The 20,209-nt window shown below is 71.0% G+C and carries 18 protein-coding genes and 2 pseudogenes; 10 read left to right on the top strand and 10 right to left on the bottom strand.

What is annotated here, in order from left to right; translation table 11 throughout:
• The first annotated feature begins 174 nt into the window (after window positions 1-174).
• Entirely contained in the window at window positions 175-1,164 is a 990-nt protein-coding gene (locus D7231_RS23985; protein WP_228774798.1) for a PI-PLC domain-containing protein, read from the top strand.
• On the opposite strand, the gene D7231_RS23980 is transcribed toward D7231_RS23985, so the two are convergent.
• The 5 genes and pseudogenes from D7231_RS23980 to D7231_RS23970 form a co-directional block, all read right to left on the bottom strand.
• A complete protein-coding gene (locus D7231_RS23980; RefSeq protein WP_120757607.1) occupies window positions 1,157-2,791 on the bottom strand; it encodes an alkaline phosphatase D family protein in 1,635 nt (544 codons plus the stop codon). The two genes, D7231_RS23985 and D7231_RS23980, sit on opposite strands and share 8 nt — an antisense overlap.
• 251 nt (window positions 2,792-3,042) lie before the next feature.
• Entirely contained in the window at window positions 3,043-3,483 is a 441-nt protein-coding gene (locus D7231_RS37745) for an alkyl sulfatase C-terminal domain-containing protein (protein ID WP_241999906.1), read from the bottom strand.
• 54 nt (window positions 3,484-3,537) lie between these two features.
• A pseudogene (locus tag D7231_RS37740) lies at window positions 3,538-4,104 on the bottom strand (alkyl sulfatase dimerization domain-containing protein); the annotation flags it as partial.
• A 527-nt stretch (window positions 4,105-4,631) separates the two neighbouring features.
• Window positions 4,632-4,763 (bottom strand): annotated as a pseudogene (locus tag D7231_RS38370) (hypothetical protein); the annotation flags it as partial.
• A 643-nt stretch (window positions 4,764-5,406) separates the two neighbouring features.
• Window positions 5,407-6,858, bottom strand: coding sequence for a short-chain fatty acyl-CoA regulator family protein (locus tag D7231_RS23970; protein ID WP_120757606.1), 1,452 nt, complete (start codon window positions 6,856-6,858; stop codon window positions 5,407-5,409).
• Between the two features lie 279 nt (window positions 6,859-7,137).
• On the opposite strand from D7231_RS23970, the gene D7231_RS23965 reads away from it, so the two are divergent.
• Genes D7231_RS23965 through D7231_RS23955 form a run of 3 tightly spaced genes read left to right on the top strand, consistent with a single transcriptional unit; the run spans window position 7,138 to window position 10,805 of the window.
• Window positions 7,138-8,661, top strand: coding sequence for an MmgE/PrpD family protein (locus D7231_RS23965; RefSeq protein WP_120757605.1), 1,524 nt, complete (start codon window positions 7,138-7,140; stop codon window positions 8,659-8,661).
• Between the two features lie 59 nt (window positions 8,662-8,720).
• The gene (prpB, locus tag D7231_RS23960) at window positions 8,721-9,626 is read left to right on the top strand and encodes a methylisocitrate lyase (RefSeq protein WP_120757722.1); all 906 of its coding nucleotides are present in this window, start codon (window positions 8,721-8,723) and stop codon (window positions 9,624-9,626) included.
• A gap of 39 nt (window positions 9,627-9,665) precedes the next feature.
• Complete coding sequence (locus tag D7231_RS23955; RefSeq protein ID WP_120757721.1) at window positions 9,666-10,805, top strand: bifunctional 2-methylcitrate synthase/citrate synthase; 1,140 nt, start codon at window positions 9,666-9,668, stop codon at window positions 10,803-10,805.
• Between the two features lie 4 nt (window positions 10,806-10,809).
• Here D7231_RS23955 and D7231_RS23950 read toward each other — a convergent pair whose 3' ends face one another.
• Window positions 10,810-11,373: a hypothetical protein gene (locus D7231_RS23950; RefSeq protein WP_147449794.1), complete on the bottom strand. Its 564-nt coding sequence runs from the start codon at window positions 11,371-11,373 to the stop codon at window positions 10,810-10,812.
• 182 nt (window positions 11,374-11,555) lie between these two features.
• Here D7231_RS23950 and D7231_RS23945 point away from each other — a divergent pair, with 182 nt between their 5' ends.
• Window positions 11,556-12,467, top strand: a complete 912-nt coding sequence (locus D7231_RS23945) for an alpha/beta fold hydrolase (protein ID WP_241999884.1) — start codon at window positions 11,556-11,558, stop codon at window positions 12,465-12,467.
• Between the two features lie 7 nt (window positions 12,468-12,474).
• Complete coding sequence (locus tag D7231_RS23940) at window positions 12,475-13,737, top strand: hypothetical protein (RefSeq protein ID WP_120757602.1); 1,263 nt, start codon at window positions 12,475-12,477, stop codon at window positions 13,735-13,737.
• Between the two features lie 75 nt (window positions 13,738-13,812).
• Here the strand turns inward: D7231_RS23940 and D7231_RS23935 are convergent, their stop codons facing one another.
• Both D7231_RS23935 and D7231_RS23930 read right to left on the bottom strand, forming a co-directional pair.
• The gene (locus D7231_RS23935) at window positions 13,813-14,046 is read right to left on the bottom strand and encodes a hypothetical protein (protein ID WP_120757601.1); all 234 of its coding nucleotides are present in this window, start codon (window positions 14,044-14,046) and stop codon (window positions 13,813-13,815) included.
• 183 nt (window positions 14,047-14,229) lie between these two features.
• The gene (locus tag D7231_RS23930; RefSeq protein WP_158673810.1) at window positions 14,230-15,282 is read right to left on the bottom strand and encodes a methyltransferase; all 1,053 of its coding nucleotides are present in this window, start codon (window positions 15,280-15,282) and stop codon (window positions 14,230-14,232) included.
• A gap of 177 nt (window positions 15,283-15,459) precedes the next feature.
• On the opposite strand from D7231_RS23930, the gene D7231_RS23925 reads away from it, so the two are divergent.
• From D7231_RS23925 to D7231_RS23915, 3 genes are all read left to right on the top strand, one after another.
• A complete protein-coding gene (locus D7231_RS23925) occupies window positions 15,460-16,023 on the top strand; it encodes an EXLDI protein (protein WP_120757599.1) in 564 nt (187 codons plus the stop codon).
• Between the two features lie 93 nt (window positions 16,024-16,116).
• The gene (locus D7231_RS23920; RefSeq protein ID WP_120757598.1) at window positions 16,117-17,115 is read left to right on the top strand and encodes an ATP-binding cassette domain-containing protein; all 999 of its coding nucleotides are present in this window, start codon (window positions 16,117-16,119) and stop codon (window positions 17,113-17,115) included.
• Window positions 17,116-17,163: 48 nt separating this feature from the next.
• Window positions 17,164-17,910 (top strand): ABC transporter permease, encoded by a 747-nt coding sequence (locus D7231_RS23915; RefSeq protein ID WP_120757597.1) that lies wholly within the window; start codon window positions 17,164-17,166, stop codon window positions 17,908-17,910.
• On the opposite strand, the gene D7231_RS23910 is transcribed toward D7231_RS23915, so the two are convergent.
• Window positions 17,893-19,098 (bottom strand): iron-containing alcohol dehydrogenase, encoded by a 1,206-nt coding sequence (locus D7231_RS23910; protein ID WP_158673809.1) that lies wholly within the window; start codon window positions 19,096-19,098, stop codon window positions 17,893-17,895. The genes D7231_RS23915 and D7231_RS23910 overlap by 18 nt on opposite strands.
• Complete coding sequence (locus D7231_RS23905; protein ID WP_120757595.1) at window positions 19,085-19,720, bottom strand: response regulator transcription factor; 636 nt, start codon at window positions 19,718-19,720, stop codon at window positions 19,085-19,087. Before D7231_RS23905 ends, D7231_RS23910 begins: the two co-directional genes overlap by 14 nt.
• 270 nt (window positions 19,721-19,990) lie before the next feature.
• Between D7231_RS23905 and D7231_RS23900 the strand changes: the two genes are divergently transcribed.
• On the top strand, window positions 19,991-20,161 hold the full coding sequence (locus D7231_RS23900; RefSeq protein ID WP_120757594.1) for a thiomuracin/GE37468 family thiazolyl RiPP peptide: 171 nt from the start codon (window positions 19,991-19,993) through the stop codon (window positions 20,159-20,161).
• Window positions 20,162-20,209 lie beyond the last annotated feature (48 nt).

The raw sequence follows: 20,209 nt of genomic DNA, 5'->3' as shown, positions 1-20,209 counted from the left end.
GGAGCGTTCCAAGCGGGCGTTCCAGGCCGCCTCCTTCCCTCCAGGTCAGAGCCCGCGATCGCGTTCCGGCGTCCCGAAGTCTCCGGCTTTTCGTGGCGGACGGGATGCATGCTCCCTCAAGCTCGGATGGTTCAAGCGCGACATCCATCGGCACGGAGACGAAGGAGTGCTTTCTTGACCACCCACCTCAAACATCGCACCGGCCCGCGCGCGGTACCGGCCCTGATGGCGGCACTGTGCGGAATCGCCGGTGCCACCGCGCTCGGTACGACCCCGGCGGCGGCAGCCGATCAGCGTCACGCGATCTACGCCATCGCGCACCGGGTCGACACCGTGGACGGCGTGGACGCCGCGCTCAACCACGGCGCCAACGGCATCGAGATCGACGTCTGCGCCTGGTGGAACCCGAACGAATGGCGTGCCTATCACGACTGTTCCTCGGCCGGTGACAACCGGCGCGGCCCCAGCTTCGACAGCATGATCGACCGCATTGTCTCCAACGCCGAGGCAGGGCGCCGGCTGAGCCTGGTCTGGCTGGACATCAAGGACCCGAACTACTGCGGAGAAGCGGAGAACCGCGGGTGCAGCGTCGCCGGGCTGCGCGACAAGGCACAGAGGCTGACGGCTGCCGGGATACAGGTGCTCTACGGCTTCTACGAGTACCACGGCGGCAGCACCCCGGACGTCGGCGGCAGGGGCTGGAAGAGCCTGGAAGGGAAGCTCGGCGGCCTGGAGGGCATCACGACGACCGGGACCCGCGATCAGGTCCTCGGTGCCTTCAACCGGTCCGGTTCCGGATTCCCGGCCGGCCGCCGGGTGATGGACTATGGTGACGGCAACATCCCCAACGGGTTCGGCAACTGCACGGAAGCCGGCCGCAACACGTGCGCGGAGCTCAAGAAGGGCGCCGGGGACCGTGCCGCCGGACGGCTCGCGGCCACGCTGTCCTGGACGACCACCTACAACGACCCCTGGTACGTCGACAAGCTGCTGGGTGACGCCCGTGTGGACGGCATCATCGCGGGCTACGGCAACTTCACCGGAGAGCACGAATACGACAACGGCTGGCAGTGCGCCAACGCCATCAACCTCGTCCGCGACTGGGTGAACCGCCACAGCGCCACCCACCGCATGGCCACCAGCGGTGACCGCCTGTTCAAGTAGCTGACAGCGAGGGCCGTTCGAATCCGGGACGGCCCGCCCGGCAGATCAGGCTGGCAGCTGTGGAGACGGGAGCGCCCGGGCGGGTGACGTAGGGGAGCGTGCGGTAGTCGGCGCGGGCCTCCGACGGGGTGAGGGTGACGACGACGTAGCCGCGGCGCTTGGCGTAGTACGCCATGTGCGGGTTGACGGCGAGGAGGCTCTCCCAGTCCTCGGGCTTCTCGACCCCGTCGCCCCCGCTGGAGACGGACGTGCCGAGGATCTCGACGCCGCGCGTACGGGAGGAGGGGTTGTCGAAGTCCTCCTTGATGTCCATGGCGAGGTGGATGTGGGAGTCACCGGAGAGCACCATGAGATTGGTGATTCGCGCGCCGCTCGCGGCGTCGAGGAGCCGCTTGCGGGCCGCCGGGTATCCGTCCCAGGCGTCCATGGACAAGGGGGAGTTCTGGGCGCTCAGCCTGCGCCGGCAGAAGGCGACCTGCTGCGGAAGGACGTTCCAGGTGGCCGAGGAGCCGCGGAACCCGTTCGAAAGCCACCGTTCCTGTGTGCCGCCGAGGAGGGTGCGGGAGGGGTCTTCGGATTCGGGGCCGGGCTGCTTCCAGCCGTCGCCGTAGGCCTGGTCCGAGCGGTACTGCCGCGTGTCCAGGATGTCGAACTGGGCGAGCCTCCCGTAGCGGAGGCGGCGGAAGAGCCGCATGTCCGGCCCCGAGGGGCGGGGGAGGCGCAGGGGCATGTTCTCCCAGTACGCACGGTAGGCCGCGGCCCGGCGCAGCAGGAACGCATCGGTCGGGTCGTTGTCCTGCGACACGTCCGCCGCGTAGTTGTTCTCCACCTCGTGGTCGTCCCAGGTGACGCACCAGGGGTGGGCGGCGTGGGCGGCCTGGAGGTCGGGGTCGGACTTGCCCAGGGCGTAGCGCAGGCGGTAGTCCGCCAGCGTGACGGTCTCGTGCGCGAAGCCGTCCGGGAGCCGGCTGCCCTCCGGGAGCTGCCGGTCCCCGGCCTTGGCGTCGATGGCGTTCTCGTAGATGTAGTCGCCCAGGAAGAAGACCACGTCGAGGTCCTCGCGGGCCAGGTGCGACAGCGCGGTGTAGTAGCCGTCGTCGTACTGCTGGCACGAGGCCACGCCCAGGCGCAGCCGCCCGGGAGAGCTTCCGGCGGCCGGTGCGGTACGGGTCCGGCCGGCGGGGCTCATCCAGGACCCGGCCCGGAAGCGGTACCAGTACGTGCGCCCTGCTTTGAGCCCCCGGGCGTCGGCGTGGACGCTGTACCCGGAGTCGGCGTGGGCGGCGGCCCGGCCCCGGCGTACGACGCGCGAGAACCGTTCGTCCTCGGCGACTTCCCAGCTCACGGGGATCACGCCCGAGGGCGGCAGGCCGCTGCCCGGCTCCCACGGGCGCGGGGCCAGCCGCGTCCACAGCACCACGGCGTCCGGGAGGGGGTCGCCCGAGGCGACGCCGAGGGTGAAGGGATCGTCGCGGAGGACACCGTCGCCGAGCTCCTCGGCTCTTGCACGGCCGGGCGTGGAGGAGAAGGCCAGCACGGTCGCGGCGGCCGTCAGCGTGAGGAACCTGCGTCTGAGGTACGAGATCGGTGCGGCGCCGGGCCGGTCATGGCCCTGAAGTCCCGTCATGACGTGGACGTCCCCCTCCAGGATCGGCGGTCACTACTGAAGAGGGGATACCCAGGAGAAAGCGCCGTCTCCCTCACAAGAGGGGCGCGCAGGTGCATCGGGTGTAACTCGTTGGCAAGGCCCGGGCTGTCATCGCCAGGTCGCCGTGGCCCGCGGCATTACCCGCGCCGCGTTAGGGCCACGGCCACCGGAACCCTGGGTGACGATCTTCCCCAGGGCTGCGCACAGGGTCTCGTAGTGCGTCTCCGGATCTACTTCACGGTCTTGCGCGGGGTGACGATGGGGAAGCGGGGGTCGGGGAACACGAGGTAGCTGAAGACGGTGTCCGCGGCCGCCTCGTCGTCGACCTGGATCGTGCCCGCGGCGACCTGATCGTCGAAGTTCTGCGTGAAGCGGTGTCCGGCCAGGGCCAGGTTGTTGAGGGCCTCGCGAGTGAGGGTGATGGTGGCGGTGGGCTTGCCCGCCAGTGCGTCCGGGCCCTCGACGTAGATCAGGACGCCGTTGCGCAGCGTGGTGGTGCACTCCTGGCGGGGTTCGTCGAGGACCCAGCGCAGGACGATGGGCGTGGTCTGCTCCTGCGCCGCCCTGGGCCCGTCGATGCTCTTCGCCATGGCCTGGAAGAACAGGTCCAGGGTCATGCTGCGCACCAGGTCGGCGGCGCCGTGGTCGGAGGCCCTCTGCGGGCCGTTCACGACCTCCTGGGCACCCGTGAGGTAGAAGTTGCGCCAGGTGCCGTTCTCGGCGCCGTAGCCGAGCTGGGTGAACGTCTGGGCCTGGAGTTGCTCGGCCTGGTCCAGGGTCTCCTCGGCGACGGCGAAATCCGGGTCGCCGGAGGCGAAGATGACGTGGTTGAGCAGCTCGGCGGCCCACCGGTACTGCGGCGGGTCGGCCGACAGCGCTTCCTGCGCCTTGCCGATGACGGCTTCCGGGCCGCCGATGGCGGACACGTACTGCACGCCCGCCTCGACCGGAGGGAGCGTCCACAGGTGGGCGGGGTTGCCGTCGAACCAGCCGATGTACCGCTGGTAGACGGCCTTGAGGTTGTGGCTGAGGGAGCCGTAGTAGCCCTGGTCGTACCAGTGCTCGGCCAGCCCGCGCGGCAGCTGCTGGAGCTTCTCGGCGATCTCGATCCCGTGTAACCCGCGTCGATCAGCCGCAGCGCCTGGTCGTTGAGGAAGGAGTACATGTCCCGCTGGTTCGACAGGAACTCGATGATGGAGTCCTTGCCCCAGCGCGGCCAGTGGTGCGAGGCGAACTCGGCCTCGGTGTACTCGCCGAAGGTCTGGACGGCCTCGGTGAGGTACTTCGACCACGCGTGCGGGTCACGCACCTGGGCACCGCGCAGGCTGAGCAGGTTGTGCATGGTGTGGGTGGCGTTCTCCGCCATGCACAGGGTCTTCAGCTCGGGGAAGTAGAAGTTCATCTCCGCCGGCGCCTCGGTGCCGGGCGTCAGCTGGAAGACGACGGGCACGCCGTCGATGGTGCGGGCGTAGAGACCCGGCCGCCACGGGATGACGTACTGCGAGGACCAGTCCTTCTGCTGGGTGGGCTGGATGGCGGGGCCGCCGACGTAGTGGCGCGGCGGGATCAGCGTCACCTCACCGGTGGAGATCGTCAGCCCCAGGCCCGCACCGACCTGCCCCATCGGGCTCTTGTCCAGTTTCGCGGCGTACATGTACTCCGCCCGGCGCGCCATGGCCGGACCCGCGAGGACGTTCTCGCTGATCGCGTGCTCCAGGAACCCGATCGGGGCGTAGACCGCCAGCTCCGCCGGCACGTCGTCGTTCTTCTCCGCGAACAGGCCGCGGGAGCCGCCGAAGTGGTCGACGTGGCTGTGGGTGTAGATGACCGCGCTGATGGGCCGCTGGTCCTCGGTGGTGTCCCGGTAGAGCTTGAGGGCGTACTGCGCCGTCTCGTAGGAGGCGAGCGGGTCGATGACGATCAGGCCGGTATCGCCGGTCACGATGGTCATGTTCGACAGGTCGTAGCCGCGCACCTGGTAGATGGCGCGGTTGCCGGCGGCCATGACCTGGAACAGGCCGGCAACGGCCGTCAACTGTCCCTGGCGCCACAGGCTCGGGTTCACCGGGTCGGGGTTGGTCTCCGGCTCGCCGTCCCGCAGGAAGTCGTAGCCCGCGAAGCTCCAGGCCACTTCCCGGCCGTTCTTGGCCGGGATGAACGGCAGGTCGCTCGGCGGCGGGGCCAGCAGGCCGCGGTTGGCGTCGGTGAAGTCGTCGGACGGCGGTATGGAATTGATCTGCCGGTTGCGGTCCTGGATGAACGCCGAAGGCTCGATGGGCCCGGTGGTGCCGGCCATGCGCTGTCTCCTTGCTTCCTTGTGGGAGTGCGGGAATCCGCCAGGAGGAGGGGTGTTTATTGCGCGCGTGACTTTCTGCCGATGTGAGATCAACGCTAGGCAGGCGCCACCGGCCTCGACAAGGAAGCGATCTCGCCACCCGTACCGACCGGCCATGAGGGCGTGCGCCGTCGGTCACCCGCAGAGCGTGGACCTGGCCTCGCCGTACGTACGGGCCGAGCACGCGGGGCGGTTCGGGGGTACGGGGGTGCGGCCGCCGGAGCAGTGGGCTCGGACGGTCGGGCGGGCCGCGGTCGCGTCACCGGGGGCGGGACTCGACCGGGTACGGCACGTACGTGCGCCGGTCGGCGTCGATGGCCAGCCGTCCGCCGGCCGGTGGGCGGGCCCGTTGCGCGCAGTCGCGGCGCTCGCAGATCCGGCAGCCCAGGCCGATGGGCGTCGCGGCCCGGGGGTCGTCCAGGGCGATCCCCTCGGCGTAGACGAGCCGGTGCGCGTGCCGCAGCTCGCAGCCGAGCGCGACGGCGAACTCGGCCCGCGGGGCGTGGTGCCCGAAACCGCCCCGGGTGATCGTGCGGGCGATCCAGAAGTACCGTTTGCCGTCCGGCATCTCGGCCACCTGGGTGAGTATCCGCCCCGGCGCGGAGAAGGCCTCGTACACCGTCCACAGCGGGCAGGTGCCGCCCAGCCGGGAGAAGTGGAAGTCGGTCGCGGACTGCCGTTTGGAGATGTTGCCGGCGCGGTCGACCCGCAGGAAGGAGAACGGCACGCCCCGCCGCCCCGTGCGTTGCAGCGTGCTCAGGCGGTGGCAGGCCGTCTCGAAGCCGACGCCGAAGCGCGCGGACAGCAGCTCGATGTCGTAGCGCACTTCCTCGGCGGTGGAGTGGAAGGCGGTGTACGGCATGAGCAGGGCGCCCGCGAAATAGTTCGCCAGGCCGATACGGGCCAGCGCCGCCGACTCCGGTGAGGTCAGCTCCGTGGTGCCGGCGGCGAGCTGGTCCAGCAGCGGGCCGTGCTCCAGCAGAGCCAGCTGGGTGGCGAGCTGGAAGGCGCGCCGGCCGTCGTTGAGCCAGGGGGAGAGGAACAGCAGCCCGGTGTCCGGGTCGTAGCGCCGCGCGTCGGCGGAGCGGCCGGGAGCGGCCTGCACGACCCGGACCCCGTGCCGCTCGGCGAGCCGTGCGGTGAGCGGGTCGGCGGCCCGGCCCGGCCGCAGGTCCAGGGCTGCCGCGATGCGCTCGGCCTCGGTGTCCAGGGGCTCGAAGTGGTTGTGGTGGGCGTAGAAGAAGTCCCGTACCTCATCGTGCGGTTCGCCCAGGGGCAGCAGAGCCCCTGGGGTGCTCCCGGAGCCCGGTGCGGCGAGGACGGCGGCCTGTTCGGCGGCGTCGCGGTAGCGGCGGTGCAGGGCGACCAGGGCGCGGGCCACCTCCGGGTGGTCGCGGGCGGCCTCCGCGACCTCCTCGGGAGCGGGCAGCGCCACGCCGCACGCCTCGTCGGCAAGCGCGGCCCGCAGGTCCGCGGCGAGCCGGTCCTCCTCGGCCTCGGAGAAGAACTCGGCGTCGACGCCGAAGACCTCGGCGATCCGCAGCAGCACGGGAGCCGTCAGCGGGCGCCGGCTCTGTTCGAGCTGGTTGGCGTAGCTGGTCGAAAGGCCGAGGGCGCGGGCCATGTCGACCTGGTTCATGCCGTGCTCGCGCCGCAGCCGGCGCAGCTTGGCGTGGGCGTAGACCTTGCGGTCGGCCGGTCGCCGGCTCATCGCGCGCACCTCTCTCGTCCGACCTCGTCCGGTCCGCGCACCTGTTTGCCTGATGGTCGCGAACGCAACAGCGCTTGCGAACATAGCATCCGCATCATTCGCAAGATCCGCAGATTCGCAACGCAGGGATGTACGGATTCCGCACGTTGGAGCCCTGGTCCGGCGTGCGTCCGCCGGGCAGTCTCGATCACACAAGCCCTTACCGGCGCCTTTTCCGGAGCCCGTACCCGTACCCGTACCGGAGCCTTCGCCGGACCGCCGACGCCCACGAGGAGTCCCGTGATCGAGCACCACGTCCGTGTCCACCCCAGCGCCGACCGGCTTCCCCGCGAGGACCAGCTCGCCTGGAAGCTCGCCGCCGTGGCTACCGCCACCGAGGAACTGGACGCCGGCAGCGTCACCATGGCCGTCAACCGGGTCATAGACAACGCGTCGGTCGCCGTCGCCTCCCTGCTGCGTCGCCCGGTCGCGGTGGCCCGCGCCCAGGCCGGTGCCCACCGTACGACCGCGCCCGGAACGCCGGTGTCCGGAGCGTCAGTCTTCGGCACCGGAGCCCGGGTCTCCCCGGAGTGGGCCGCATGGGCCAACGGCACCGCCGTACGCGAACTCGACTTCCACGACACCTACCTCGCCGCCGACTACTCCCACCCCGGCGACAACATCCCGCCCCTGCTCGCCGTCGCCCAGCACACCGGACGCACCGGCGCCGACCTGCTGCGCGGCATCGTCGCCGCGTACGAGATCCACGTCGCCCTGGTCAAGGGCATCTGCCTGCACGAGCACCGCATCGACCACGTGGCCCACCTCAGCGCCGCCACCGCCTGCGGCCTCGGCGCCCTGCTGCGGCTGCCGACTCAGACGGTCTACCAGGCGGTGCAGCAGGCCGTGCACACCACCACGGCGACGCGGCAGTCCCGCAAGGGCGAGATATCCAGCTGGAAGGCGTACGCGCCCGCTTTCGCCGGCAAGGCGGCCGTCGAGGCCGTCGACAGGGCGATGCGCGGCGAGACCTCCCCGTCCCCGGTCTACGAGGGCGAGGACGGCTTCCTCGCCCGGATGCTCGACGGCCCGGACGCTGACTACACCGTTGTGCTGCCCGGGCCCGGCGAGCCGCGGCGCGCGATCCTCGACACGTACACCAAGGAGTACTCCGCCGAGTACCAGGCGCAGGCGGTCATCGACCTGGCGCGGCGGCTGCGCGAGAAGACCGGACCGCTGGACCGGGTGCGCTCGGTGGTCCTGCACACCTCCCACCACACCCATCACGTGATCGGCTCGGGCGCGAACGACCCGCAGAAGTACGACCCCGCCGCGAGCCGCGAGACCCTCGACCACTCGGTGCCGTACATCTTCGCCGTCGCGCTCCAGGACGGCACCTGGCACCACGAGCGCTCCTACGCGCCCGAGCGCGCCCGGCGGCCCGGGACCGTCGAGCTGTGGCGGAAGATCACCACCGTCGAGGACCCGGAGTGGACCCGCCGCTACCACGACCCGGACCCCGGCCGCCGGGCCTTCGGGGGACGCGCGGTCATCACCCTGGACGACGGTTCGGTGTTCGAGGACGAACTGGCCGTCGCCGACGCCCACCCGGCCGGCGCCCGGCCCTTCGACCGCCCCGCCTACGCGGCGAAGTTCCGCACGCTGGCGGAAGGCATCGTCACTTCCGCCGGCCAGGACCGTTTCCTGGGCGCGGCCGAACGGCTCGCCGAGCTGACCGCCCCCGAGCTGGACGGGCTGTTCCCGGCTGTCGATACGGAGGCCGTCGCCACGTACGACGCGAAGCTGCCGAAGGGCCTGTTCTGATGCAGCACTCCCACACGCCGGACACCCGTATGCAGCACCCCCGCACGCCGCACCCCCGCATGCTGCACACCCGCACCACTCCCGCCGAACGCCGCCGCACCCTGCGGGAACGGCTCGCCACCGGCCGGCTGCTGGTCATGCCCGGCGCCCTCAACCCGCTCTCCGCCCGCCTCATCCAGGACACCGGCTTCGAGGCCGCCTACCTCTCCGGCGCCGTCCTCGCCGCCGACCTGGGCCTGCCCGACATCGGCCTGACCACGTCCACCGAGGTCGCCGCCCGGGCCCAGCAGACCACCAGGGTCACCGACCTGCCCGTCCTCATCGACGCCGACACCGGCTTCGGGGAGCCGATGAACGCGGCCCGCACCGTCCAGCTGATGGAGGACGCGGGCCTGGCCGGGCTGCACCTGGAAGACCAGGTCAACCCCAAGCGCTGCGGCCACCTCGACGGCAAGACGGTCGTCCCGCGCGAGGAGATGACCCGTCGCGTCCGGGCCGCGGTCGACGCCCGCCGCGACCCCGGCTTCCTCCTCATGGCCCGCACCGACGCCCGGGCCGTCGAGGGACTGGACGCGGCGAGCGACCGTGCCAAGGCCTACGTGGACGCCGGAGCCGACGCGATCTTCCCCGAAGCGCTCGCCGACGAGCGGGAGTTCGAGGCCTTCCGCAAGGCGGTTGCCGTCCCCCTGCTGGCCAACATGACCGAGTTCGGCAAGGGCCGCCTCCTGGACGCGCGGACGCTGGAGAACCTCGGCTACGACATCGCCCTCTACCCCGTCACCCTGCTGCGCCTGGCCATGGGCGCCGTCGAGGACGGCCTGCGCACGCTCGCCGCCGAGGGCACCCAGGAGTCCCTGCTGCCCCGCATGCAGACCCGCTCCCGCCTCTACGAACTCCTCGGCTACGAGGACTACGCGGCCTTCGACTCGGCCGTCTTCGACTTCACGCTCCCGCCCGGCACCTGACACACCGAAGGCAGGCACGCCATGTCCACGTCCACCACCATGTCCACCACCACGCCCGCGATCCACCGAGGCCTCGCCGGTGTCGTCGTCGACACCACCGAGATCTCCACCGTCATCCAGGAGACCAACTTCCTCACCTACCGCGGCTACCCCGTCCAGGACCTGGCGGCCCACCGCTCCTTCGAAAAGGTCGCCTACCTGCTCTGGCACGGCGAACTCCCCGACCCCGTACAGCTCGGCGAATTCCAGGCCCGCGAGCGCGCCCTGCGCCCCCTGGGCCGCACCACCTCCGAGCTGCTGGCCCGGCTGCCCGAGACCTGTCACCCGATGGACGTGCTGCGCACCGCCGTCAGCTTCTTCGGCGCCGAGGACCCGGCCGAGGACGACGGCAGTCCCGCCGCCAACCGGGCCAAGTCCCTCACCCTGCTGGCCAAGCTGCCCACCGTGGTCGCCGCCGACCAGCGCCGCCGCCGGGGCCTGGCCCCGATCCCCCCGGACCCCGGGCTCGGCTACGCCGAGAACTTCTTCCACATGTGCTTCGGCGCCGTGCCCGACCCGGACGTGGTCCGCTGCTTCGAGATCTCCCTCGTGCTGTACGCCGAGCACAGCTTCAACGCCTCTACGTTCACGGCCCGGGTCGTCACCTCCACGCTCTCCGACCTCTACAGCGCGGTCACCGCGGCGATCGGCGCCCTCAAGGGCCCGCTGCACGGCGGCGCCAACGAAGCGGTGATGCACATGCTGGAGGAGATCGGCGACCCGCGGCGCGCCGAGGAGTGGCTGGACCGGGCCCTGGCCGGCCAGCGCAAGATCATGGGCTTCGGCCACCGCGTCTACAAGCACGGCGACTCCCGCGTACCGATCATGCAGGACGCCCTGGACCGCCTCGTCGCCCGCGCCGCCGACCCCGAGGCGACCCGCCTGGCCACCCTGCACGCGGCCCTGCGCCGGGCCGTGCTCACGCGCAAGAACATCCACCCGAACCTGGACTACCCGGCCGGGCTGGCCTACCACCTGATGGGGTTCGACACCCCTGCCTTCACACCGCTCTTCGTGATGAGCCGCGTCACCGGCTGGACGGCCCACATCACCGAACAACTCGCCCACAACACGCTGATCCGACCCCTTGCTTCGTACGCGGGACCGGGGCAGCGAGCGGTGCCGGCATCGGCTGGGTAGTGTCTTAGAAGATCGTCAGGGTCGTCGGCCCGGTCGCGCCGGTAAGGCCGCTTCCCAGGCACTGGAGGACGCTCGGCTGGGGGACCGGGATGAGCTGGAGCAGCTTCCGCCCCTGGAAGCGGCCGTGGGTGACGGTGCCGGTGACGGGGGTGACCACCTGGCCGGCCACGGCCGTGCTGCTGCCGGTGATGTCGGCAGTGCTGGAGTCGCCGGTGTTCCAGGCGTAGGTCCGGCGGGCCCGGAACGCCTCAAGGAGGTTGTTGCAGCCGGTGTCGAGTGTGAACTCCTCGTGGTATTTGCCGTTCTTCACCGCGCCCGCGTCGGCGCTCGCGCCGTCACCGCTCGCACAGGAGGCGAGATGTCCGTCGACCGTGACGCGGATGCGTCGTGGCAGGAGCGTGACCCCCGGCTCGTAGCTGATGGATTCGGAGCCCAGGCACTGCAACGGCCCGGATTCCCGGGGGTGGGCGGACGCCGGCACCGGTGCGGCCGCGCCGAACAGCACGGCGGCCACCAATGCGGCCGCGCGCAGCCGCTTCCCACCGACGGTCGTGTCGGCTCTCTTCACACTGAGCAACATGGGGCAGTCCCTTCCCCGGACGTACGCTCCGGAGGCAGGCGTGTGGGAGCGCACGACCGATGCCCGGACTCGGAGGGCCGCGCGCGACCCCGGGTGTGCGCCTATCCGTACGGCCACCCTCCGCGTAGTCTCGTGCCGCCCCGGGGCCTTACCCGGGGCCCGGTGCCGGAGTGAGCTGGAGGGCGATGGGCACGCTGGAGAGCGGCGCGCTGGCCGTGCCGGGGGCGCGGCTGTACTTCGAAGTACGCGGCACAGGACCGCTCCTGCTGCTCATCCCGGGCGGCGCCTCCGACGCCGAGGTCTTCCGGGACCTGGCCGATGAGCTCGCCGCCCGCCACCGCGTCGTCACCTACGATCCGCGCGGCATCTCCCGCAGTCCCCTCGACGGGCCGCCGCCCGAGCCGTGGCTCGCCACCCAGGCCGACGACGCCGCCCGGCTGCTCGACCACCTCGCACCGGCCGACGAGCCCGTACGGGTGTTCGGCAGCTGCGCGGGAGCCCTGATCGCCCTGGAGCTCATGGTCCGCGATCCGCAGAGGATCCGGCTTGTTGTCGCCCATGAGCCGCCCGCCATGGGGATGTTGCCGGACGCGGCGCGACATGCCGCGTTCTTCGACGACGTGCACGCGACGTTCCGCCAGGACGGCGTCGCGGCCGCCCTGGACAGGCTCCAGGCCGTCTTCAGCGGCAGACCCGCCCCGGCGCTCCCCGAAGCGACCGACAACGCCCACGACGCCGACGTGACCCACAACGCCGACAACACCTACCACGCCGACAACAACGCGTTCTTCCTCTCTCACGTGATGCTGCCCTCCACCCGCTGCGTGCCCGACGTCACCGCGCTGGCCGCCGTAGCGGACCGTGTCGTCCCGGCCGGCGGCCGAGGGTCGCGCACCCACGACGTGCACCGCCCGGTGGTCGTCCTCGCCCGGCGGCTCGGCCGGACGCTGGAGGAGTTCCCCGGCGGACACGTCGGCTACGCCCAGCACCCCGCCCCTTTCGCCGAGCAACTCGCGGCACTGTTGGCCGACGCCGACGCCGACGCCGACGCCGACGCCGACACACAGCCCTCACGCGGCTGACGCGGCCATGCGCATCCTGATGGGCGCCCAGAACTGCGGCTTCGGCCCGGCTTCCGTACTCGTCGCCGTCTCCCGGCTGCTCCCCGGGCACGAGCGGGTGTTCGTAGGGGACGGTGTCGCGGCGGAGTTCGCCCGCCGCAACGCCACCGCATTCGACGGCATCCACGAGTTCACCGAACCGCACCAGAACGGATCAGCGCTCCTCGACCGGCTGCTGAAGGACAGCGACCAGGTCATCTCCGCCATGGACGCCGACCTCGTCCTGCGCTCCGTCGTGGCGCGCCGTCCGGTGGTCCTGGTGGACTGCCTGTTCGGCTTCTGGCAGCACCGGCACTCCCTGGCGCGGATCCGCGAGCTGTGCGCGACCCTTCCCCGCACCTCCCTCCCGGCAGTGCGTCGCCACCTGGCCTGCCTCTCGCCGCACGAGCACGTCCTCGCCGCCCACTTCCTGGCCGACCACAGTGTGGTCCAGAACTTCCCAGGCATCGCGCGGCGCACGGCCGAACTCGCCGAGGCCGGAGCGGGCCGCGCGATCCACCCGACCGGTCCGCTCGTCGACGGAGAAGGCCTGAGGGAGGCGCGGGAGGACACGACGGCGACCGGCGGGCCGGACTACGACCTGCTGATCAACACCGGCGGCTTCAGGAACTTCCTCCTGGACTTCGACGCCAACAACCACTACCTCCGGCTCATCGACCGCTGGCTCCCGGACCTCCTCGCCGACTGGCCGCGCTTCTCCCGCGTCCTGGTCTGCGGCGGCCCGTACGCCGGACACCGAGGCGGCACCCACGAGGCATCCGGCCGACGGGTCGACCGCCGGCTCCTGCCCCAGCGCGAGCTCCTGCGGCACGTGGCGAGAACACCGCATTCCTTCCTCGCCCCCGGCCTGTCGGCACTCCACGAGGCCACCATCCTGGGCCGGCTGCCCCTGGCGCTCCCGGAACAGCACTACGCGCACACGTTCACCATCCGGAGCCTCGCGGGCACCCTCTTCGGCCGCCTGGCCGGCCGGTTCGCGGACGTCCTGCCAGGTCACCCGCTGCCCGAGGACGACTACGCCGGCACCGAGGCCCTCGTCGCCGTCGCCGGCCGGATCCTCCGGAACGACGACCTCTACGCGCGGTTCCGCCGCACGTACAACGAACGCATCGAGCAGTACGTCTCCCTCACACCGCACCAGCGGGCCGGGGGAGCGGCGGAACTGCGCCACCTCCTCGACGGCCCTCCCGCCCCGTCGGTCATCGCCTCGATCCTCACGGCGAACGGGTGACGGGACGGGGCCACGGAGCGGCCTCGGCCGGTACGCGGTGCCTCGCCGCGTACCGGCCGAGGCCGACCGGCCGGCTCAGCCGCGCAGGAAGCCGTCCCCATGAGCGGCGATGTGGGCTTCCAGCGCGGAGAGGGCCTTCTGAGTCGCCTCTGCCGACCCGCTGCCGCGCCGCTCGGCGTAATACGCCGCACCGAGTTTCTTCAGCAGATCATTGCCGGCGCGCTGCTGCTGGACCTCGTCCACCTTCTGCTTGCCCTGGTTCAGGGCGCTCTGAGCCTGCTCCTTGGCCCGGTCGAGAAAACCTGCCATGACTGCCTCCGATCGTGTCCCGCCATCATTTCCCACATTCCCCTCACACATGCTCATGTGCACCTATGGGGGTGGCCCCGGGACACCGTGGGCGAGGGGCCCCCGCTCACGCGCCCGCGCTGATGCAGAAGGCCGGCCCGAGGGGTCGAGCAGGACGGTCCAGTGCTCGCCACCGGGATACGGCTAGCGGTGCGCGACGATCAGGTTCCAGGGGAACAAACACGGGGCGAAGCCGGTGGTGATCTGGTCGATGGTGAAGCCGGTGGCGGTGAGGAGGGCTTCGAATTCGGCCAGAGGGCGCAGGCGGCCTCCCCAGAGGGTCCGGGAGCCGAAGCTGGCGATGGCTTCGTAGCCGGCCGTTCGGCTCGCGGTCGCACCGTCCTGGGCGAACCAGTCCACGATCAGGAGTCGGCTGCCGGGGGACATGACGCGGTGCAGGTTGCCCAGGAGACGGGTGACCTCTTCGTCGGACCAGTCGACGAGGATGCTCTTGACCATGTAGAGGTCGGCTCCGGAGGGTACGGACTCCAGGAAGCTGCCCCCGGTGAACTCGATCCTCTCCAGGACGTCCGCGGAAACCTCCGCGGGCAGCGAGGACCTGGCCATGTCGACCACGTGCGGCATGTCGAAGAGGACGCCTTCGGCCTTCGGCGCCGCGGCCAGGACGCGGCTCAGGAGGGTGCCCCTGCCGCCGCCGACGTCCACGATGCGCCCGTAGGCGGTGAAGTCGTGAACGTCCACCAGCGCGTTCACGCATTCCGCGGTCGTCTCCGACATCACCTTCTCGAACGCCTCGGCCTCTTCGGGGTGTTCGCCGTAGTAGTCGTAGACGTGCTGCCCCGCGACCTCGCCGCCCGACCGGCCGGTGAGCACAACCTCGGACATCTGCTCGTACGCGCGGTTCACGCCGGGGCCCGCCGCGTACAGCACGTGCGAGGCCATCGCGGAGCCGGAGCGCAGCAGGAGGCCGCGGTCGGTCACGGCGTACTCGCCGCCCTTGCCGCGCGTCACCAGGCCGTTCGCGGCGCACGTGTCGAGGAAGGCGGCCAAGGCGTCCTGGTGTGCGTCCAGAGGCTCGGCCAGTCCGGCGGGGGTGCGGGGCCCGGAAGCCAGGTGGTCGGCTATGCGCAGCTTCACGAAGGCGCGCATCACCTGCGCTGTGAAGGCGGCGCTGTAAAGGGTGTTGAGGATGTCCATCCCCGCGGCGGGAGACGTGCTGGACGTGCTCTGCGTCATGAGGTCCCCGATTCGGTCGCGGCCCGCGTCCATGGGAAGCCGGGCATTTCGGCGCACGTTACGGGCCACGGAACAGAGGTGACAAGAGTGGTGACGAGAGTGCCGAGGCCGGCCCGGTTGGCAGGAGGGCGAGCACGGGCTAGCGTATACGTATACGCATGCACATAAGGAGCGGTCGTGCCCAACAAGACGATCTACGTAGGCGATGACGACGTCGCGCTGTTCCAGCGCGCCCAGAGCCTGACCGGCGGGAACCTCTCGGCTGCGATCACCAAGGCCCTGCGGCGCCTCGTCGAGATCGAGGAGGCGCACCTGGAGGGCTTCGAGGAGGTCGAGGTCCGCGTCGGCGGCGACGGGATCTACCACCGCAAGCGGTTCGTGGCCCGGCGCGTCGCGCAGGGCCGGCGGCGGGCGTCGGACGACCGCCGCGGCGAGTGGCTCACCGTCTACCACACCAAGAAGGGCAGGTACGCCGTGCACAGCAAGCGTCACGAGTCCGGGAACCCGACGGCCTTCGAGAGCCCGGCGCCGGACGGGCAGGACCCTCGCTACACCGTCGAGTACTGGGAGAACCCGCCGGAGCTCGACTCCTGGAACAGCTGGGACCTGGCGGAGAAGGCCGAGATGACCCTCGACGTCTACGAGACCCTCGACGAACTCAAGGGCGCGCTTCCGGAGGAGCTCTCCCGCGTGGCCGAGGCCAACGCGCGACAGCAGCCCGTCGAAGAGCTCGACATCTGACGCGTACCGGAGCTCCGGAGCGCCTGGCACACACCCGACTCGGCATCCGACGCGGCCTCGGGCTCACGCCCGAGCCGTGCGGGAGGGACAGCGATGGTCATCGAAGCGGAAAAAATGAGCCGGAAGTTCCGTCAGCGGGGCACGACGGTGGAGGCGGTGCGCGGCATCGACCTGCACGTGCGGAAGGGGGAGATCTTCGGCTTCCTGGGGCCGAACGGGGCCGGCAAGACCACCACGGTGCGCATGCTCGCCACCCTCCTCGCCCCCGATTCCGGCCAGGTCAGCGTCGCCGGATGCGCACTGCCCAAGGAGACGCGGCGTGCTCGCCACCTGATCGGGTACGTAGGCCAGGCCGGCGGAACGGACGACGGCATGCCGGTCCTCGACAATCTCGTGCTCCAGGCGAGGCTGAACGGGCTCGGACGCACAGCGGCGCACGAGCAGTCGCGGCGCACCCTGGCCGCACTGGGACTGGTGGACCTGGCCGACCGCCTTCCCCGCAGCCTCTCGGGAGGGCAACGGCGCCGCGTGGCGCTGGCGCTCGGCCTGGTCCACCAGCCGCAGGTGCTGTTCCTGGACGAGCCGACGCTCGGCCTGGATCCGGCCGCCCGCGCCGTGCTCTGGGAGCAGATCCGCGCGCTGCGCGAGGCGGGCACGACCGTCTTCCTCACGACGCATTACCTGGAGGAGGCCGATGCCCTCTGCGACCGGGTGGCGATCATCCATCAGGGCCGCATCGTCGCGTCCGGTGGCCCGGCCGAGCTCAAGCGGGGCATCAGCGGGGACGCGGTGACCCTGTCGGTCGGCGAGCGGGACGGCGAGCGCGTCATGGCCGCCCTGGAACACCTTCCGTTCGTCCGCGAGGTGCGGGAGGCGCCGGCCGGCGTGCGCGTCTACGTCGAGAACGGTGCCGACGCGATCCCCTCTCTGGTGCGCGGACTGGACGAGCTCGGGGTGACCGTGCAGTCCATCGGCCTGGAATCGGCCAGCCTCGACGACGTCTTCCTCAAGCACACGGGCTCGTCGCTGCGCATGCCGGGCGCTGCCGGCGCGGAATCCGGGGCGGAGACCTCCTCCTCGTACGTCGCCTGACCGGATCCGCATCACACGCCACGCGATCAACTCCCCGGAAGGACCCTCGTGTTACGCGACACCGGACTCGTCTTCGCCTATCAGACCCGGCGGCTGATCCGCTCGCCCGTCGTCATCGCGGTGGGCATCATGCAACCGCTGCTGTGGCTCCTGCTCTTCGGGCCGCTGGTCGACGGCCTGGCCGCTCCCGGCCTCGGCTCCGCCAAGGCCTTCGACCTCTTCGCCCCCGGACTGCTGGTCATGCTGGCCCTGTACGGCTCCCTGTACACGGGGTTCGAGCTGATCTCCGAGCTGCGGGCCGGCGTGGTCGAGCGCATGGTGGTGTCACCGATGCGGCCCGCCGCGCTCATTCTCGGCAAGGCCCTGCGCGACGTGCTCGCCCTTGGCGTCCAGGCCGTCATCCTGATGCTGATCGCCGTCGCCATGGGACTCGACGCCGACCTCGGCGGCCTGCTGATCGCGTTCGGCCTGTTCGCCGTCGTCGTGGTGATGACGGCGAGCTTCTCCTACGCGGTCGCCCTCATGCTGCGCGACGAGAACATGATGTCGCAGTCGATGGGCTTCCTCAGCCTGCCGCTGCTGCTGTTGTCGGGAGTGGTGCTGCCGCTGAGCCTGGCCCCGGGCTGGTTGCGGGGCGTGGCGCGGGTCAACCCCTTCTACCACGTCGTCGAGGCCTCCCGGTCGGTGATGGCGGGCGACTTCTCCGACACGTCCCTCTGGGTCGCCCTGGGATTCTCCCTGGCGCTGACCGCGCTGATGCTGCGCTGGGCGGTGGGATCACTGCGCCGGATCTGAGGCGGCCGCGTACAGCTCGGCCGCGTCGCGGGCACTGATGCCGGTCAGCGCACGCGGCCAGGAGGAGACGACGTCGGCGCCGAGCCCGGCCGGGTCCGCGCCGGGCGGCGGGGCCGGGGTGATGCCCCAACGCCGCAGCAGGCCGGCGGCCGCCTCGCGGACGGCCGCCGGGTCCTGGCCGGCATCCGGAAGCAGAGCGTTCACCACCCGCCGGGCCCGTGGGCCGTCCGCCCAAGGAGACCGCTCGTGCACACGGACAGCGCGTTCCAGGTAGGCGGGGAACAACCAGGCGAGCGCCGCGTTCTTGGCCGTGGCAGTGACTGTGGCGGCGGTGTCCGCGAAGTACCACAGGAGGAAGGCGAACGGCGACATGCCGACCCGTGGCCACACGTGGTGCGACGCGGCGCTCAACATAGCGAGGTACGCGCGGGGCTCCGCCGTCCCGCCCGCGCCCGGCGGCCCGGAAGGGCCCGCGGCCAGCAGGGTGTCCGCGGTGTGCCGCACCGTGGCGGCGCACTCCAGCATCCAGGCGGCCGCCGCCGTACCGATCCGATGAGGCCCCATCAGCGGTCCGGTCAGCCGCAACAGGAGCTCCAGCGCACCGGCCGCCAGCAGGGACGGGGGCAGCGTGGCCGTGAGGCATGGATCGAGCACTGCGGCAGTCGGCCTCAGGGCTGGTGAACAGACCAGTCGTGAGCGCCGGGCGCCGAGGGGGAGACGGGCCACCGTGCTGGTTTCGGAGCCCGTGCCCAGTGTCGTGGGGAAGGCGATCAGCGCGGGCGCCGGGCCGGTCGCCCGGGAGAGCAGCGCGAGGCCGGAGCGCGGTTCCCGGGCGTACCGGGGCTCGCTGCCGGACGCGAGGACGACGGCCAGCTTGGCCGTGTCCATGGCGGATCCTCCGCCGATCACCGCGACGGTACGGGGCCGCCGTTCGCCGATCTCCCGCACCGCGCGGGCCAGGCCGCCGGCATCCGCCCCCGCCGGGATCGGCAGGGACCGTGCGCCGCCCGCGTACTGCTCCACCAGTTCCGCGGCCGGGCCGGCGGCGGGGTCGTAGAGGAACAGGGCCCGCTCGTCGGCCAGCCGGGCGAGTTCCGCGCGCGCCTGTTCCGCGCCGACGTGCAGCCGCTGCGGGCCGGCGGACTGCCAGGGCAAGGAGGCGGCCGCGACGGCGTCAGCCGCGGACATATCGCTGCTGTTCGGGGAGGCTGATGTCGGCGAAGAGCTCGGAACGCTGTTTGACGGCCAGCTTTCTGAGTACGGCGGCGACATGGTTCTTGACGGTGTTGGCGCTGATGGAGAGCGTGCGGGCTATTTGGCTGTTCGTACATCGCTCGGAGAGCAGCCAGAGCACTTGCTGTTCGCGGGGCGTCAGGGATGTGGCTCCGGACCATCGCGTCGACGTCTTTTCAAGCGGGCCGATGAGCCATTCCCGCGAGCCGCACAAGGTCGATTGCACGGCGGCGGCCAGGCGGGCCGGCGACTCATTGGCGTGGACGAAGCTGTCGATGCCCGAGAGATGTGAGAGGAGGACATTGCGGGGTGAGACGCCTTTGCAGAAGGCCAGTACGGGCGGGGCGGGAGTATGGCACTTGATGTCCCGGCAGAGGGCGAGTCCCGCGTTCAGTGTCGGCTGGGTGGGGTCGATGATCACAAGGTCGATCTCGTCCTCCCGGATCAGGGCGTGCACTTCCTCCGGATCGCCGATGTCGGTGAAGTGCTCGGAAAGGAAGAGATCCGAGGCTTCCAGCAGCGCCGTGATGACGCCGAGCCTGATGACCGGAGACAGACCATGGACAACTATGTTCATTTTTCCCCCTGTTGGCCCGCTTGCGAGCTGTGCTCCTCCACCGTGCCGTGCTGCATCCCGGAGCTCTCGTCCGACCACGCTACCCACACAAGGGTGGTCCTTCCACAGGCCCGGCACGGCTCGAATTCACTGCTCCTCTGGTCCACTTCGGGCTATCTCCGACCAGCCTGACCGAGGGGCAGTTGATCCCTCCCGTGGGATGCCCGTGGCCGGGCGGGTCGGCGAGAGTCGAGCCGTCCTGAATCCGACAATGCGGAAGGGAGGCACGGAATGGAGAAGAACGGGATCGAGGGTCTGGACCTGAGCGACCTCGACGTCGAGAGCCTGGAGTTCTCGGCGGACTCCGAGGGAGGCCTGGAGTCGCTGCGCATGGGTCACGGTCTGACCGAGGTGGGGGCGTCCTGCTGTTGCTCGACGTCCTCGTGCAGCTGCTCGACCTGATCGCATCGCGCGGCCGGTCCGCTTCGGCGGGCCGGCCGTTTTCGACAC

The organism is Streptomyces klenkii (assembly GCF_003626645.1).
Taxonomy (GTDB): Bacteria; Actinomycetota; Actinomycetes; order Streptomycetales; family Streptomycetaceae; genus Streptomyces; species Streptomyces klenkii.
The sequence above is the reverse complement of the archived record's forward strand: the minus strand, read 5'-3'. Positions and strand labels throughout refer to the sequence as shown.

Coding starts and splice junctions, on each gene's coding strand:
- D7231_RS23955 (WP_120757721.1), top strand. CDS start 9,666: ATGTCCACCACCACGCCCGCGATCCACCGAGGCCTCGCCGGTGTCGTC.
- D7231_RS23980 (WP_120757607.1), bottom strand. CDS start 2,791: ATGACGGGACTTCAGGGCCATGACCGGCCCGGCGCCGCACCGATCTCG.
- D7231_RS23970 (WP_120757606.1), bottom strand. CDS start 6,858: ATGAGCCGGCGACCGGCCGACCGCAAGGTCTACGCCCACGCCAAGCTG.
- D7231_RS23935 (WP_120757601.1), bottom strand. CDS start 14,046: ATGGCAGGTTTTCTCGACCGGGCCAAGGAGCAGGCTCAGAGCGCCCTG.
- D7231_RS23940 (WP_120757602.1), top strand. CDS start 12,475: ATGCGCATCCTGATGGGCGCCCAGAACTGCGGCTTCGGCCCGGCTTCC.
- D7231_RS23905 (WP_120757595.1), bottom strand. CDS start 19,720: ATGAACATAGTTGTCCATGGTCTGTCTCCGGTCATCAGGCTCGGCGTC.
- D7231_RS23920 (WP_120757598.1), top strand. CDS start 16,117: ATGGTCATCGAAGCGGAAAAAATGAGCCGGAAGTTCCGTCAGCGGGGC.
- D7231_RS23900 (WP_120757594.1), top strand. CDS start 19,991: ATGGAGAAGAACGGGATCGAGGGTCTGGACCTGAGCGACCTCGACGTC.
- D7231_RS23910 (WP_158673809.1), bottom strand. CDS start 19,098: ATGTCCGCGGCTGACGCCGTCGCGGCCGCCTCCTTGCCCTGGCAGTCC.
- D7231_RS23930 (WP_158673810.1), bottom strand. CDS start 15,282: ATGACGCAGAGCACGTCCAGCACGTCTCCCGCCGCGGGGATGGACATC.
- prpB (WP_120757722.1), top strand. CDS start 8,721: ATGCTGCACACCCGCACCACTCCCGCCGAACGCCGCCGCACCCTGCGG.